Source organism: Psychrobacter sp. PAMC 21119 (assembly GCF_000247495.1).
Lineage (GTDB): Bacteria > Pseudomonadota > Gammaproteobacteria > Pseudomonadales > Moraxellaceae > Psychrobacter > Psychrobacter glaciei.
Map to the genome: position 1 here is coordinate 25,296 of NZ_AHVZ01000036.1, position 15,221 is coordinate 40,516.

Below are 15,221 nucleotides of genomic sequence, written 5' to 3' on the forward strand. Positions count from 1 at the left end.
AGATTATCTACTTTATTATAACAAGCGGTGCTAACAATAGGATTCATTATGATGAGGGTGTGGGCAAGGGTGCGCCCGTTAATAATGCCACCTTTTGGATACCTGCTTGCTGCAAGCTTGCCATCAAGGTCATGATAGCGCCATATTGATTGTTTTGATCGGCATTGATCATGACCTGTAAAGGCTGCGCGCCCGCATCGCTGCTTTGCGCCTGCAGATTAGACAAGGTGTTAATCAGCTCTGGCTCACTAATCGGCAGGTCAACATTGTCTTCATAACTGATAAAAATCTCGCCACTATCGGTTAAGGAGACAATCACGGGTAACTGGCTTTGACTCATAGTATTGGTTTGCTCTTTTGGTAGCTCGACATCGACGCCGGTGATCAGCATCGGCGCAGTTACCATAAATATCACCAGTAGCACCAGCATCACGTCGATATAAGGAACGACGTTCATCTCCGCATTCAGCGCTTTTTTCTCGCGGCGATAGGGGTTTGGTTTCATAGCCCTGTCACCTGACCTGCATGACTATTAAGTGCGCTGTCTCTATCTACCACGCTTTGGACGCTTGTCTCACGTTGGAGCATACCGGTCATCTCATCGCAGAATAGTGCGCGTGAATCATACAAACGGCTTGATTTGGCCGTAAAGTGGTTGTACGCGAGCACAGCAGGAATAGCCGCAAACAAACCCATGGCCGTGGCGATTAATGCTTCAGCGATGCCCGGCGCGACAGAGGCTAGGGTCGCCTGCTCAGTTTGGGATAGTCCCAAAAAGGCATTCATAATGCCCCATACGGTGCCAAATAAGCCGACATAAGGTGCAACTGAGCCGATGCTGGCTAAGGTAGTGAGCCCAGATTCTAATAACTGCTGCTGACGTCCTAATCCGACCCGAAGCTTACGCTCAACCCCATCGATAATGTCATCTTTCGGCTGACGTTTTTTGTGCATTCTGAGGTATTCAGAAAAGCCCACATAAAATATCTGCTCAAGTCCTTGGCGCTCAGGGGAGCCTTGCACCCCTTGATACAGTTTGGCCAGATCTTCACCCGACCAAAACCAAGTCTCGAACTGTTGATCAAAGTTCTTAGCCGTACCGAGCCGTGCACTCATACGAAAAATAATGACCCAGCTGAGCAAAGACGCTAATAACAATAGCGCCATCACAATCTGTACCAATAGACTGGCTTGGGTGATAAGGTCGATAATATTTAATGATTCAGGCATGTATTGGACTCACGGGTAATTGACAATAACTGGTATACGCGCCATACGTAGACCAGATAAGACCTCTAACAACTATAGAATATAGGGCATCGAAATTAAGCTGGTAATAGCTGGTAATACAAGCTGGTAATAATAGAAGGTATTCAACAAAATACACTTATATTATGCACGAATAATATTTTTCGTATAGCACAGCGTGCAGAATCGATAAAACGATCATACTATGAAGCATCAATGCATTATGCACACTTATATCAACCGACTAGTGTACTGCTAAATGAAGAAAAGGTCATTTTTTTAAAAGGTTAAAGCGAAAAAAACTGCATTTTATTGATAGAGATGTAATTTTCGTCGATATAAGGTGGGTTTAAAGGCAGGGTTGGGCAGTAATACAACTATTATCCAGTATTTAAACGCCAAGACAGCCTTATTTCCATAATAAACCAGCAAGGCACGGGTAATGATTGAATTTGTATCTCATTTTCTCTAAAATGTTGCTCTTTGTTACCGCTGCCTTTTGATCATGACGTCGCAACCTGCTTGTTGACGTCATCTTTATTTTAGGCACCAATAAATTTGTTCTTTCACTAGCAAGCTGGGCGCGACACTTATGAATGCAATTGAACGCTATTTTGGGATCAACGGTGAAAACACCACGGTCAAAACGGAAATTCTTGCTGGTATTACTACCTTTTTGACGATGGCTTACATCATCTTTGTGAACCCCAATGTATTAGCAGAAGCGGGTATGGACAAAGGAGCGGTGTTCGTTGCTACTTGTTTGGCAGCGGCAATAGGCTGCTTTATTATGGGTATTTATGCCAGATTGCCGGTGGCATTAGCGCCAGGTATGGGCTTAAACGCCTTTTTTACCTACGGTGTGGTGCTGGGTATGGGCTATGCATGGCAGACAGCGTTAGGAGCAGTATTTCTATCTGGTTGTCTGTTTATCCTTTTAAGCTTATTCAAGATTCGCGAATGGATTATTAATGCCATTCCAACGAGCCTTAAGCAAGGTATCGTTGCTGGTATCGGTGCGTTTTTGGCATTTATTGCCCTGCAAAGCTCTGGCATCATCGTAGGTCGTGATGCGACCTTGGTCATGCTTGGTGATATGACTGCATTTGCCCCTATGATGGCTGCTCTCGGTTTCTTTATTATCATCGGTTTGGTGTATAAAAAAGTCCCAGGTGCGGTAACCATCGGTATTTTGCTGATTACCTTGATCAGTTTGGTTACTGGTAACACGCAGTTTACTGGCATTATGTCGGCACCGCCATCGATTGCGCCAACGCTCATGCAGCTTGATATCGCAGGCGCGTTTGATATTGGCATGATTAGCGTTATTTTTGCTTTCTTATTCGTTGATCTGTTTGATACAGCAGGCAGCTTGGTTGGTATTGCCAATAAAGCAGGCCTCATTGATAAAGACGGCAATATTCCTAATATGGACAAAGCGCTATTGGCTGATTCAACGGCTACGGTTGCCGGTGCCATGCTGGGTACTTCGTCAACGACCAGTTATATTGAAAGTGCGTCAGGAGTGGCGTCAGGTGGTCGAACTGGTCTGATGGCTGTGACGGTTGGTGTGCTATTCTTGCTCAGTATTTTCTTTGCGCCATTAGCTGGTATGATTCCCGCTTATGCGACCGCAGGGGCGATATTCTATGTGTCGGTATTGATGCTGTTCACCCTCAAAGACATTAATTGGGAAGACTTGACGGAAGCAGCACCAGTAGCAGTGGTATTATTACTAACACCGCTTACGTATTCTATCGCTGATGGTATTGCGCTTGGATTTATTACCTTTACAGCGGTGAAGTTGATGACAGGCAAGTTCTCTGAAATTACGATTCCAGTATGGATTTTGACAGCCATTTTATTGGCAAAGCTGGTACTTTTATAAGTCGCTAACGTGATGTGGATAGTCTATATCATGTAGCTCACCATACTAGCATTACATATATTCTGACCCTCTTTATTATGGATTAATAAGGAGGGTTTTTTTTGTGTTTCAAATAAAGTGCCTTGCGATAAATAACCGAAATTCTATGCGCCACAAAACAATTAACGACTAATAGTAAACAAAAAATTATAACTAAAGCGTCATTGTTGTTGTAAAAACTATAACTAATTGTTTTTAAAGTATATATTTATTGTCTTAAATCCTAAATATCGTTAGTTTGAAATTTTTTTTCATGATACCATAGCCAGGTTAAGCGCATCACCTCAATCAACGCCGTAGAGGTTTTTCTTACAGTGAATTAGCGTCATATACGATGGTAGATTTTGGCTTATTAGCATGATAATCGATAGATTATGGTCCTAATGATATTCAGCCTTGAACCATTAATCGAACTCCTTTCACTACTAACAAGAAGAAGGCACTAATGCCGCTTAACTGTTCGTTGTTGCCTTTATATTGTTAACGTAGCCCGTTTAACACTCGAACGACCTACTTAAACGTTTCCAGCTTATGCTGGATTTGCTCGTTTTACGATGGCGCTGTTTGGTCTTTTGATTATTGTTGTGAGTCACAGTCAATAACTCCTATTAAATATAGTAGGGTTATAGACAGTGAACCAGAGCGATCAGTTTTCCTCATGGACCATTTATCATGGTTTTTAGACGATAGTGATGGAGTTGGTATGAACCCAGTAGAGCAGTTTACCCCGAAAGAGCCGATTTTATTTAATCCTGTCGATATGCTATCGCCAGACTATATTGACCTGTCTGCAGATGAGCTGTATGCACGCATCTCACCGTTATATAGTGTTGATGAGCAGCGCTGGTTGTCTGACTTATTACCACTCGCCAAACCGAGTGACGAAGAGCGTGAAGCCGCGAGTGATCAGACGCGCCAGCTGGTTGAGTATGTGCGTAATGATGGTAAAGCGATCAAAATGGTCGATTCATTATTACTTGAATACAGCCTTGATACGCAAGAAGGTATTTTGCTGATGAGTTTGGCTGAAGCCCTGATTCGGGTGCCAGACAACTATACAGCTGATGCGCTGATTCGTGACAAGATGAGCGTGGCGGATTGGAAAAAGCATTTAAAAGATGACAATGGTTTTATGGTCAATGCCTCGACGTGGGGCATGATGATGACGGGCCGTGTCGTCAGTATCGATAACGGTACGACTGCCTCAGGATTTTTGGATCGAATGACCAAAAGAATGGGCGAGCCAATGATTCGGGCGGCGATGCAAAAAGCCATGCGTATTATGGGGCATCAGTTTGTCCTTGGTGAGACGATTGAAGACGCCAACAAAAACAGTCAGCCGTATCGTAATAAAGGCTATACCTATTCGTTCGATATGCTGGGTGAAGCGGCGATTACCCATAGAGACGCTGAAAAATACTTTAATGACTATTTGCATGCGATCAAAGCGACTGCCAATGTCAAAGTTCAAGAGGGTATGCCAAAGCCGTCAGTTTCTATCAAGTTGTCTGCACTGCATCCACGCTATGAAGCCACGCAAGAAGCTCAGGTGTTGGGATTATTGCGTCAGCGTTGCTTATTGCTGATCGAAGCGGCGCGCGAAGTGGATGTGGATTTGAGCATCGATGCCGAAGAAGCCGATCGCCTAGAGATATCTCTAAAGCTGTTTGAGTCGCTCTATCGTGATTCGCTAACCGCTGGTTGGGATGGACTGGGCATCGTCGTACAGGGTTACTCTAAACGTGCTATTGCTGTCTTGGTTTGGCTTGCTCGTTTGTCATCTGAAGTGGGTGACCGCATTCCGGTACGTCTTGTCAAAGGTGCATACTGGGATACTGAGATCAAACTTGCTCAGCAAAAAGGCTTGTCAGGGTATCCTGTTTGGACGCGTAAAGAAGGCACGGACACTGCTTATTTAGCCTGTGCGCGCTTCTTGTTGTCTGAGCATCTGCGCGGACTTATTTGGCCCCAGTTTGCGACCCATAATGCTCATACCTTGGCATCAGTGATGACTATGAGTACGCATAGAGATTTTGAGTTTCAGCGTTTGCATGGCATGGGTGATGCGCTTTATGACCATATCTTACAAACATATAAGATCCCTGTTCGTATTTATGCCCCAGTTGGTGCGCACAAAGACTTACTGCCATATCTAGTACGCCGTTTACTCGAAAATGGTGCGAATAGCTCATTTGTGCATCAGTTATTAGATAAGTCTTATCCGATTGATAAGCTGACGGTGCATCCGTATGACAAGCTAATAGCCAATGACACGTTAAACAATCCAGAGATTCCGTTGCCTTTAGAGATTTATGGCAATCGCCGTGCCAGCTTTGGTCCCAATATATTTGTAGAGTCACAGTGGCTATTATTCAAAGCCGCGATTGACCGTCATTTGACAAAGACATGGTCCGCGTCTCCTATCATCAATGGGCAAGCAATTCATGATTCTTCAGTGGATGGTAAGGCTCAGAAGCTTGATAGTCATACAGTGCGTGCGCCGTGGAATCATGAAGTTATCGCAGGCGACGTACAATACGCCAATGCAGAATTGGCGCGTCAAGCCATTGATGCCGCAGTAGCCGGACAAAGCGCGTGGCAGGCAGTGCCAGCGGCAAAACGTGCGGCAATATTGCGCAAAACCGCTGATCTCTACGAAGAAAACTATGCTGAACTAATGGCCTTGTGCCAAGTTGAAGCTGGCAAGACCATGCAAGACAGTATTGATGAGATCAAAGAAGCCGTTGATTTTTGTCGTTTTTATGCGGATGAAGCGGAACGCTTAGACGCAAAAGCGCATGAGTTTACTGATTTATCTGGCAAGCAGTCGCGCCAAGTGTATAAAGCGCGCGGCACCTTTGTATGCATTAGCCCTTGGAACTTCCCATTGGCTATTTATACCGGTCAGATTGTGGCAGCACTTGCCGCCGGTAATACCGTTGTCGCAAAACCTGCTGAGCAAACCAGTTTAATCGCGCATTTCGGTGCGCAGCTGATGTATCAAGCTGGGGTGCTAGTCGAGGCGCTACAGTTTGTCACTGGAGCGGGTGAAGTGGGTGGGGCATTAACCGCCGCTGACAATTTATCTGGTGTCATCTTTACTGGTTCGACCCAAACAGCGCAACGTATCAATCAAAGTCTAAATGATCATGCGCAAGCCAGCGGGGAGTTGCCCGTGTTTATCGCTGAGACGGGTGGTCAGAACGCCATGATTGTCGATTCAACAGCCTTGCCTGAACAAGTGGTCAGAGATGCCGTACTGTCTGCATTTGGTTCCGCAGGTCAGCGTTGTTCAGCTTGTCGCATACTCTGTGTACAAGAAGAAGTGGCTGATGAGTTGATTGAGCTACTGCAAGGCAATATGGCTGAACTAGTCGTGGGTAACCCGCTGTATGCAGCTACCGATGTCGGCCCAGTCATTGATAATGATGCCAAGCAAGGTCTTGAGGCGCATATTGAACGTATGATTGCTGAGCCAACGGCCAGTATCTTGGCGCAGACACCGATGAGTGCCAGCTCGGTTGTCAGTCAAGAGCAGTCTACCTTTGTGTTACCAACCGCGATTGAAGTCAAAAGTATTGACGTGATTGGTGGTGAGCACTTTGGCCCGATATTACATGTGCTACGTTATCAAGCCCGTGATTTAAACAAGCTTATCGATGCTATCAATGCTACTGGCTTTGGCTTAACGCTAGGTATTCACAGCCGTATTGAAAATATTGTTGAGCATATTGAACGTCGTGCCTTTGTCGGTAATACCTATGTCAACCGTAACCAAATCGGTGCGGTCGTAAACGTACAGCCGTTCGGTGGTTGTGGTCTATCGGGTACGGGTCCAAAAGCGGGTGGTCCACATTACGTCGCTCGTCTCATGCAGCTAAGCTCTGAGTCAGTTGCTACTGATCAAACAAGTGCTACTAAGCAAAACACTGCTACCAATACTAAAACTGAATCACTTACTCAACCAGAAATCGCATAAGGAGCAGCAACATGGCGACTGAATTTAAAAAAAATCATGCCCAGGTTTGTGAAGCTTGGCGATTACTTGGCGCAGTCAATCGTGCAACGTATCTACAAGCAGCCATCCCAAAACTGGCGCTGCTGACTGGTGATGTCAACAAGGCAAAGCGTCTATTCCATCATTTATTGAGCGCCGCGCCCAGTCTGGATGAAGTACAGCGTATGACGGGTGCCACGGGTGAGTCCAACGACTTATATGTCACTGGTCGTGGTAAAACGATGGTTATCGGCGGTGAGTCAGCGCGTGCAATGGCAGTACTTGGACAGCTAATCGCTGCATTATTGACAGGCAATGAAGTGATATTGCATTGTCCTAGTCAGGCTGAGATGTGTGATGAAGCAGCAAAAATACTCTATGAAACTGGCATTAGCGATGATGTATTGAGTGTGGCTAATGATTCGCAAACGATCACGCTGTTATACATTGACCGTCTCGCGCAAGTTGCTGTTGCAGGTAATAACAGCGAAATACAGACAATCAGTCAAGAGCTTGCCAATACAGATGGTATTTTGACGCAAGTAATTGCTGTGACCGATATGGAAGGCATGTCAGAGATGCTAACGCCTGACTACCTTCATCGATTTGTCACTGAGCGGGTAAGAACGATTAATACCACTGCTATTGGTGGTAATGCGAGCTTGCTTGAGCTTGGTACTTAGCCAAGGATTTAAGTAATGTCTGATGTCACAATAAAGACTCTAACTTAAAAAGTAATATGCATTAAAAAACCGATATCTGAATCAATCAGGTATCGGTTTTCTCATGTCTAGATAAGCCAATTAAGTGCAATTTTATGCAAAGTTATTCAGCCGCGTCGATCCATACCCAGCCGTTCTCTAGCCATTCGCTCAAATCATCTGCATCAATATCGGTGACATCTTGGCTATTCAGGTGTTCGCCATTCGTCAAACGCACCAATACAGCGCCCGCTGCCTCGTCAAGCCCGTCAATGCGCTGGCCATTGGCGTATAGCGTAATGCCCTCATTAGTCCGGCTATAGAGCAAACGATTGCTATAGTCCGCTTGCAACGTGGCACCTTCTGCTAGAGCTTGTATCAGCTCATCGGTGTCTAACGTCTCTTCTGGCATCAGTGCATCATACTGGCGCTTGCTCACGACTTCAGACACTGCTTGGCGAATGATATCATCACCACGCTCAGACTGTAGCATTTGTAATAGCTGATCTTTGATGGCATTAATGCTGCTCGCTTGCAATTCACCTGATGCTTGCAGCGCTTGTGGCAACAGCATTGGGACAAATAAGTCGCTATCGTTGGTAGCGATATCAGCCAAGCTATCGATGATTTGCATTAAATTTGGACGACGACAGCCAAAAGAGAAAGTCAGGCAATCATCTTGTGCGACACCAAAATGCGATAACTTAGGCGGCACATAAAGCACGTCACCAGCTTCTAGTATTTCATCAAATATAATCTCGCCCATATCATCAAACAATCGAATCGGCTCATCGGCGACGAACTCAGTATTTTTATCACAGAATTTACCCAGCTGCCAACGTCTAGACCCAAATCCTTGCGCTAAAAATACATCATAATCGTCATAATGTTTGCCGACTGAACCACCTTTTGGCGCATAAGAAACCATGATGTCATCACGTTGCCATTGCGGAATAAAGTCAAAGGCTTGCCACAATTGACCAAGTTCAGGTGACCATTGCTCCATGTTCTGCACCAATACGGTCCATTGATCGGGCAAGTTGCCAAAATCAGCTTCAGCCAGTGGGCTTTTTTTGAGTTGCCACTGAGCCTGACCTTCTGTTTTACTTGCTGCTTGGGTCAGCAGACGCGCGCTGGCATCTTCTTCAAGGGCTAGACCAAGCATGTCATCAGGTTCAAACATGCAAATAAGTTGTGGTAAACCTTGCTTGATAAGCAAGGGTTTTTTTTGCCAATACTCGCTCAAAAATTGCTCAGGAGTAATGGCGTCGGGTAAACAAAGGGGAGTTGAGGTCATTGATAAGTCCATATTTGAAAATGGGTATAAGATTAATCGTGAGGAGTGCTTTATAGGAAGGTTTTAATAGTTTATGATTATCGCTTATCTGATAACCAGTCTTATTGACGTTAATTGCTACTTGTTAATGGCCAATATCAGAGCATCCCATCAATCGTAGGAAGTTTATGAAAAAATTACATTTTATCGTCATTATCGCTAGTATTTTTTTACTACAAGCCTGTGTACACAAGATAGTAACCGTACCAGCTAAAATTGCTTATAAAACCACTAAAGGCGTAGTAAAAGGTACCGTCGCTGTGGGTAAAGCCATCATACCGGGCGACAGTGATGACGACAAAAAAGATGATTAAATATTCTGATTATTATGTAGTTACTTTGATTGTTATTCAATAATCATTCGTTTATGACGAGTTTGAAATAGAGTAATCACCGCAGCAATCAGCCCACCGAGTAGTGCTAACGCCATATCTTTGTGGGCATCCCAAACATCACCTTGCTGACCATTGTAAGCCTCTGCCGCTTCTGGCGATAAAGTCGCTGCAATTCCCCATTCTAATAGCTCGTAAAGCAGGCTTGATGACATATTAATCATGAGTGCAATGGCTATCAAAATTTTGATGGATGATATCTTAAAGATAAATTTTGAGCTCTCAACCATCGCACTGAATAGCAAAAGCCCATAGCTAAAATGTACGAGCCTGTCATACATATTACGCTGCCAACCAAACAAATCGTTTAAGCTGACACCAAATATGAGCTGTGTCCAATCATCATAGGGCACATATGAGTATAGATAACGTGCACCGATAATATGAATGAATAGAAATAGTGAAGCGAGGACATAGGAGCGTGAGCTAATATGCCAATAGCGGTAGGCTAGTAGCATCAACCCTAAAAAAATCAAGGTACCCAACTGATGTAGTAGGTAGCTTGACCATTCTAGAGGCTCAATACTTGCCAGTACCATAACGATGAATACCGCAATGGTGCTGACAGCTACTGATTTAAAGTTTCGCTGCATGTTGCCCGCTTATTTTTTGCTCGCTGTTAATAGCAGCCAATTAAAGCTTGGCAATCCAATCTTTAATGGTAAGGGCTTGCTCAGTGGCATTACCAATATAAGTGGCCGGTGTCATGTCACGGAGACGTGCTTTATCCGCATCGCTCACGGCAGACAATTCATCACTTTCGACAAACGTTAGCATGGCTTCGCGAGTCATTGCGTTACCACGGGTCAATGCTTTAAGCTTCTCATATGGGTTTTCCACACGGTAGCGACGCATCACGGTTTGAATTGGCTCAGCCAATACTTCTTGTGCATTGTTTAAGTCGTCATTCAAACGCTGTGCATTCAATTCAAGCTTACCAACGCCTTTTAAACAAGCATCAAAAGCGATCATGCTTTGTGCCAGACCAACACCGATATTACGCAATACGGTAGAATCTGATAAGTCACGCTGCATACGTGAGATAGGCAGTTTTTCGCCCAAATGTGCCAACATCGCATTGGCAACGCCCAAGTTGCCTTCTGAGTTTTCAAAATCAATCGGGTTGACTTTATGCGGCATGGTAGAAGAACCCACTTCGCCGTCTTTTAGACGCTGTTTGAAATAGCCTAAGCTGATATATTGCCAAATATCACGGTTAAAATCGATTAAGATAGTATTGAAACGCTTAACCGCATCAAACAACTCAGCAATGTAGTCATGCGGCTCGATTTGAGTCGTGTAAGGGTTGAATGTTAGCTCTAAACGCTCATTAATAAATTGCTCAGCATGCGTTTGCCAATCAACATCAGGATAAGCTGAGAAGTGCGCATTATAGTTACCGACAGCGCCATTGATTTTACCTAATAGCTCTACTTGGTTGATTTGTTTGATTTGGCGCGCTAGGCGGTAGGCCACGTTTGCCATCTCTTTACCAAGGGTCGTTGGGCTAGCGGTCTGACCATGTGTACGTGACAGCATAGGCTGGTCTGCATGAGTAATGGCCAAGTTGACGATGCTATCAGTCACTTGTTGCATCTTAGCAACCACAATCTCGCGGCTGTCTTTGAGCATCAATGCATACGACAAGTTGTTAATATCTTCACTAGTACAGGCAAAGTGAATGAACTCAAGAGAATCTTCAAGCGCTGCCTGACCACGCTGCTTATCACGAAAGCGGTCTTTGATAAAGTACTCAACGGCTTTTACATCATGATTGGTCGTCGCTTCAATGTCTTTAATGGCTTGCGCATCTGCTTCACTAAAATCATCAACGATTGCATTCAAAAAAGCATTGGTCTGGTCATCAAATGCCGCTAATTCACCAATTGCGCTGTTGTCAGCTAGAGACTGTAACCAGCGAATCTCAACGGTGACGCGAGCTTTGATCAGACCAAATTCAGATAAATAAGGACGTAAACTGTCGGCTTTACTAGCGTAACGGCCATCAATCGGGGAGAGTGCGGTAAGTGGGGTCATGGTTATGCCTCAGTAGTTATGAAATAAAAAACTGCAAGAGTATAGATAAAAGTGACTATATAGGAACGACGTCAAAATCGTTGCGCGTAATATAGCAGAAATATGATATTAAAAAAGCGGTCTATTCAAATAAAGCGATGTTGAAGCTCATCAGTATTGTGCTATTTATTGCATCAATATCTGTGCTTCAGATTGCGTTATATTGATGCACCTAAAAGCCGCAAGGCGCATCAATCGTGGCAATCACGCCGCCGCCCAGACACACTTCATTGATATAAAAGACGGCTGACTGACCTGGAGTGACTGCACGTTGTGGCTCGTCAAACACCACGCGAACATCGTTTCCGTCAGCACTTGTTGCAAATACACGACACGCTTGGTCTGGCTGACGATAGCGAGACTTTGCCATACAGAGTAGACCCTCTGTCGTAAACACTTCTGCAGGTGCCAGGCCATCGACCCAATCCATTTTATAAGCCGTCAGCTCATTGCTGAGCATCATTGGATGCTCGTGTCCTTGACCGACGATTAAACGGTTTTTGTCCAGATCTTTTGCCAGTACAAACCAAGGCTCTTCAGGACGGTCTTTAACACCGCCAATACCAATACCGCCACGTTGCCCTAACGTATAATACATCAAGCCATCATGAGTGCCGATAGTATACCCATCGTCAGTCACGATATCGCCTTTTTGGGCAGGCAAGTATTGCTGTAAGAAGTCTTTGAAGCGACGTTCGCCAATGAAGCAAATGCCAGTAGAATCTTTCTTTTTGGCAGTTGCCAAGTCATGCTCTTCAGCAATCTGACGTACGACAGGTTTCTCAAGCTCACCAACTGGGAATAGCGTCTTGGCAATTTTGTCACCGCCAACCGCATGCAAGAAATAGCTTTGATCTTTATTATTATCAAGGCCGCGTAGTAGCTGCGCAACCTCAGTACCGTCGTCATTTCTGTAATTCACACTGCGGCGGGTATAGTGACCAGTAGCGATGTAGTCAGCACCAAGGGTCAACGCATAGTCTAAAAATGCCTTAAATTTGATTTCTTTGTTGCACAAGATATCAGGATTTGGCGTACGTCCTGCTTTATATTCCGCCAAAAAATGCTCGAAAACGCGATCCCAGTATTCCATAGCAAAGTTGGCCGTATGCAGCTTCATACCGATTTTGTCACATACTGCTTGCGCGTCTGCTAGGTCATCCATCGCCGTACAGTATTCGGTACCGTCATCTTCTTCCCAGTTTTTCATAAACAGGCCTTCGACTTTAAAGCCTGCCTGCTGAAGTAGAACGGCTGATACAGAAGAGTCGACCCCGCCTGACATACCGACAATCACATGCTTGGTGCTAGGATTTTCGATATCAGCAAGTGTCAGAGGGCGATGCGCGCTAAAAGACTCAGAAACGGTTGTGCTTGAAATATCTTGTATGGCTGACATAAAACGGCTCAACTATTTATACGTTATCCAAAGTACATCTTGACGCCAAAAATCATGTGGTTACTACAATACGTAGTCTTAACACAACAACGTCAGCTTATCTTTTGGATCTGGTATTATGATAAAATAAACGTCATATTATACCAGTTAATTGAAACTGGTGGCGACCGATGGCGTCTTGCTATCTGTAAAACCGCTTTAAAAATTCAGATAGTAGTTTTGAATTATTTTAATCACGTTTAACTCATCTTGGAACAACAATGATAAAAATTGGTCAAGGTATCGACGTTCACGCTTTTCATAATAATGGTCAGCAGCAGCAATATGTGGTGCTAGCAGGTGTGCCTATTGAACATTCTCATAGTTTGCTTGCGCACTCTGATGGGGATGTCGTGCTGCATGCACTTGCTGACGCGCTGCTTGGCGCATTGGCGCTTGGTGATATTGGCCAGCATTTCCCTGACACTGATGCTGCTCATGCAGGCTTGGACTCGCGGGTGTTGCTACGGTATGTCTATAGTAAAGTACAAGAGGCTGGTTATAGCCTAGGCAATGCGGATATTACCGTGATGTGTGAGCGTCCAAAGCTGGCACCGCACAATCAGGCGATGCGCGCTAATATCGCTAGTGACTTGCAAACCGCCATTGGTAATGTCAGCGTTAAAGCCACCACGACTGAAAAACTAGGCTTTACCGGTCGGCAAGAAGGCATCATGGCTAATGCCGTGGTATTATTAGTTCCTGCCATCTAACCTAACGTCATCGAACCTAGCTAGAGAGCGATTGACTAAAAGAATGATTGGCTCAACCGATATGTAGATTTTGCTTGTAATACTATGACGATTGCCCCATATCTTCATATAATTACTTTGTTATATAAATAACCATTTTAATGAACCGCTTTATTAATAGGAGCTTTTATGAGTGAACAAACCCCAAATACTGCTGCAAACGATGTTGAACAATTGATCCGTGATCAAATCAAAGATAATAAAGTTATCTTATACATGAAAGGCACGCCGCAATTTCCACAATGTGGCTTTTCTGCTAAATCGATTGAGGTTCTTACTCAGATCGGTCGTCCGTTTGCCTTTGTAAATATTTTAGAAAACCCAGAAATCCGTGCAACGTTGCCAAAAGTTGCCAATTGGCCAACGTTCCCGCAGTTATGGATTGATGGCGAGTTAATGGGTGGATCAGACATCATCTTGCAAATGTATCAATCAGGCGAGCTTAAGCCGTTGGTTGAAGCAAACAGCCCAGCTGCTTAATGCTAAAAACACTTATCTAAGCTTTTTTATTATAGCCATTTCACTATAAAAGTATTACTGCGTTAACCTCGATTGAAGTATCACATATACATCTTCACTTGGTTGCCTTGTACTACTTTTACATTGAATCGACTATATCAAGCGGATAAGTTTTAACAATAAAAGCTCGAGTCAGTCCTTAATTGGTCGCTCGGGCTTTTATTGTTTTTGTCAGTCTTGACCCCATATATGGCTCAACAGCAAATATTATAAAAACATAAATAGTGAGAGAATATTATGAGTAATCAACCAACAGAACAACTATCTGCTGAGCAAGCGGCAATAGAGAAACGCCGCGAGCATTTAAAAAATGAATCGACACGTATCATCGAAATTGCTAGTAGTGAGTCAAACTCAGCACTGAAATGCATCCATCAGCTTAGTGTGGCAGGCGGCGCAACAGAAGCGACGTATATTGCTATCGAACAGCGCATTGTCGCCGATCAAGATACCGCGGGTGCTTACCATTTAGCTTTGCTGGCACAAAACACGCCAGATCTACCGATTGATGCCCGTCAGCTTATAGAGTTGGTGGCCAATAAAGGCGACAATCAGCAGCGCTTGGCGTTGCTCAAAAATTTACTATTACCGCCTGTTGAGTTAATCAAAGCTCAGATTTTAGCGAGCGATGATGGTGATGCCATTGGTTTGATGAATGCTTATTTACAGATCAATCCAGAGGGTTATGGTAGCCATCATATGCTGGGTAGTGGTCAGGCAGATCGTATTGTACCGCTGAGTCCTGGTAACAGTTTAGACCTGAAGTAATCATGATAGTTTAGTATTTGCGAGAAAGTGCTCATGGGTTAAAGGGTACTGCGAAAGCTTAATTTCA

The 15,221-nt window shown here is 44.3% G+C and carries 13 protein-coding genes; 7 read left to right on the forward strand and 6 right to left on the reverse strand.

Features of this window, described 5'->3' with window-relative positions; all coding sequences use genetic code 11:
- Nucleotides 1-46: 46 nt before the first annotated feature.
- Nucleotides 47-505 (reverse strand): protein TolR, encoded by a 459-nt coding sequence (gene tolR, locus RH96_RS11725; RefSeq protein WP_010201185.1) that lies wholly within the window; start codon nucleotides 503-505, stop codon nucleotides 47-49.
- Nucleotides 502-1,230, reverse strand: a complete 729-nt coding sequence (gene tolQ, locus RH96_RS11730; protein ID WP_010201192.1) for a protein TolQ — start codon at nucleotides 1,228-1,230, stop codon at nucleotides 502-504. The genes tolR and tolQ overlap by 4 nt, the downstream gene beginning before the upstream one ends.
- Before the next feature lie 610 nt (nucleotides 1,231-1,840).
- Here tolQ and RH96_RS11735 point away from each other — a divergent pair.
- From RH96_RS11735 to RH96_RS11745, 3 genes are all read left to right on the forward strand, one after another.
- A complete protein-coding gene (locus tag RH96_RS11735; RefSeq protein WP_010201193.1) occupies nucleotides 1,841-3,136 on the forward strand; it encodes an NCS2 family permease in 1,296 nt (431 codons plus the stop codon).
- A 742-nt stretch (nucleotides 3,137-3,878) separates the two neighbouring features.
- Nucleotides 3,879-7,154 (forward strand): bifunctional proline dehydrogenase/L-glutamate gamma-semialdehyde dehydrogenase PutA, encoded by a 3,276-nt coding sequence (gene putA / locus RH96_RS11740; RefSeq protein WP_010201195.1) that lies wholly within the window; start codon nucleotides 3,879-3,881, stop codon nucleotides 7,152-7,154.
- Between the two features lie 11 nt (nucleotides 7,155-7,165).
- Nucleotides 7,166-7,855: a 1-pyrroline-5-carboxylate dehydrogenase gene (locus RH96_RS11745; protein WP_010201197.1), complete on the forward strand. Its 690-nt coding sequence runs from the start codon at nucleotides 7,166-7,168 to the stop codon at nucleotides 7,853-7,855.
- A 142-nt stretch (nucleotides 7,856-7,997) separates the two neighbouring features.
- Here the strand turns inward: RH96_RS11745 and RH96_RS11750 are convergent, their stop codons facing one another.
- On the reverse strand, nucleotides 7,998-9,170 hold the full coding sequence (locus RH96_RS11750; RefSeq protein WP_010201198.1) for a cupin domain-containing protein: 1,173 nt from the start codon (nucleotides 9,168-9,170) through the stop codon (nucleotides 7,998-8,000).
- A 167-nt stretch (nucleotides 9,171-9,337) separates the two neighbouring features.
- On the opposite strand from RH96_RS11750, the gene RH96_RS11755 reads away from it, so the two are divergent.
- The gene (locus tag RH96_RS11755) at nucleotides 9,338-9,523 is read left to right on the forward strand and encodes an NF038104 family lipoprotein (RefSeq protein ID WP_010201200.1); all 186 of its coding nucleotides are present in this window, start codon (nucleotides 9,338-9,340) and stop codon (nucleotides 9,521-9,523) included.
- 32 nt (nucleotides 9,524-9,555) lie between these two features.
- Here the strand turns inward: RH96_RS11755 and RH96_RS11760 are convergent, their stop codons facing one another.
- The 3 genes from RH96_RS11760 to mnmA all read right to left on the reverse strand — a co-directional run bounded on the left by RH96_RS11760 (nucleotide 9,556) and on the right by mnmA (nucleotide 13,076).
- Nucleotides 9,556-10,194 (reverse strand): DUF2238 domain-containing protein, encoded by a 639-nt coding sequence (locus tag RH96_RS11760; protein ID WP_010201206.1) that lies wholly within the window; start codon nucleotides 10,192-10,194, stop codon nucleotides 9,556-9,558.
- A gap of 40 nt (nucleotides 10,195-10,234) precedes the next feature.
- Complete coding sequence (gene purB, locus RH96_RS11765; protein ID WP_010201207.1) at nucleotides 10,235-11,638, reverse strand: adenylosuccinate lyase; 1,404 nt, start codon at nucleotides 11,636-11,638, stop codon at nucleotides 10,235-10,237.
- A gap of 211 nt (nucleotides 11,639-11,849) precedes the next feature.
- Nucleotides 11,850-13,076 carry a tRNA 2-thiouridine(34) synthase MnmA gene (gene mnmA, locus RH96_RS11770; RefSeq protein WP_010201209.1) on the reverse strand — a complete coding sequence of 409 codons (1,227 nt, stop codon included), beginning with the start codon at nucleotides 13,074-13,076 and terminating at the stop codon, nucleotides 11,850-11,852.
- A 260-nt stretch (nucleotides 13,077-13,336) separates the two neighbouring features.
- On the opposite strand from mnmA, the gene ispF reads away from it, so the two are divergent.
- The 3 genes from ispF to RH96_RS11785 all read left to right on the forward strand — a co-directional run bounded on the left by ispF (nucleotide 13,337) and on the right by RH96_RS11785 (nucleotide 15,154).
- Nucleotides 13,337-13,828 carry a 2-C-methyl-D-erythritol 2,4-cyclodiphosphate synthase gene (gene ispF / locus RH96_RS11775; protein WP_010201212.1) on the forward strand — a complete coding sequence of 164 codons (492 nt, stop codon included), beginning with the start codon at nucleotides 13,337-13,339 and terminating at the stop codon, nucleotides 13,826-13,828.
- A 168-nt stretch (nucleotides 13,829-13,996) separates the two neighbouring features.
- Complete coding sequence (gene grxD / locus RH96_RS11780; RefSeq protein ID WP_010201219.1) at nucleotides 13,997-14,347, forward strand: Grx4 family monothiol glutaredoxin; 351 nt, start codon at nucleotides 13,997-13,999, stop codon at nucleotides 14,345-14,347.
- 276 nt (nucleotides 14,348-14,623) lie between these two features.
- Nucleotides 14,624-15,154, forward strand: a complete 531-nt coding sequence (locus RH96_RS11785; protein ID WP_010201220.1) for a hypothetical protein — start codon at nucleotides 14,624-14,626, stop codon at nucleotides 15,152-15,154.
- Nucleotides 15,155-15,221 lie beyond the last annotated feature (67 nt).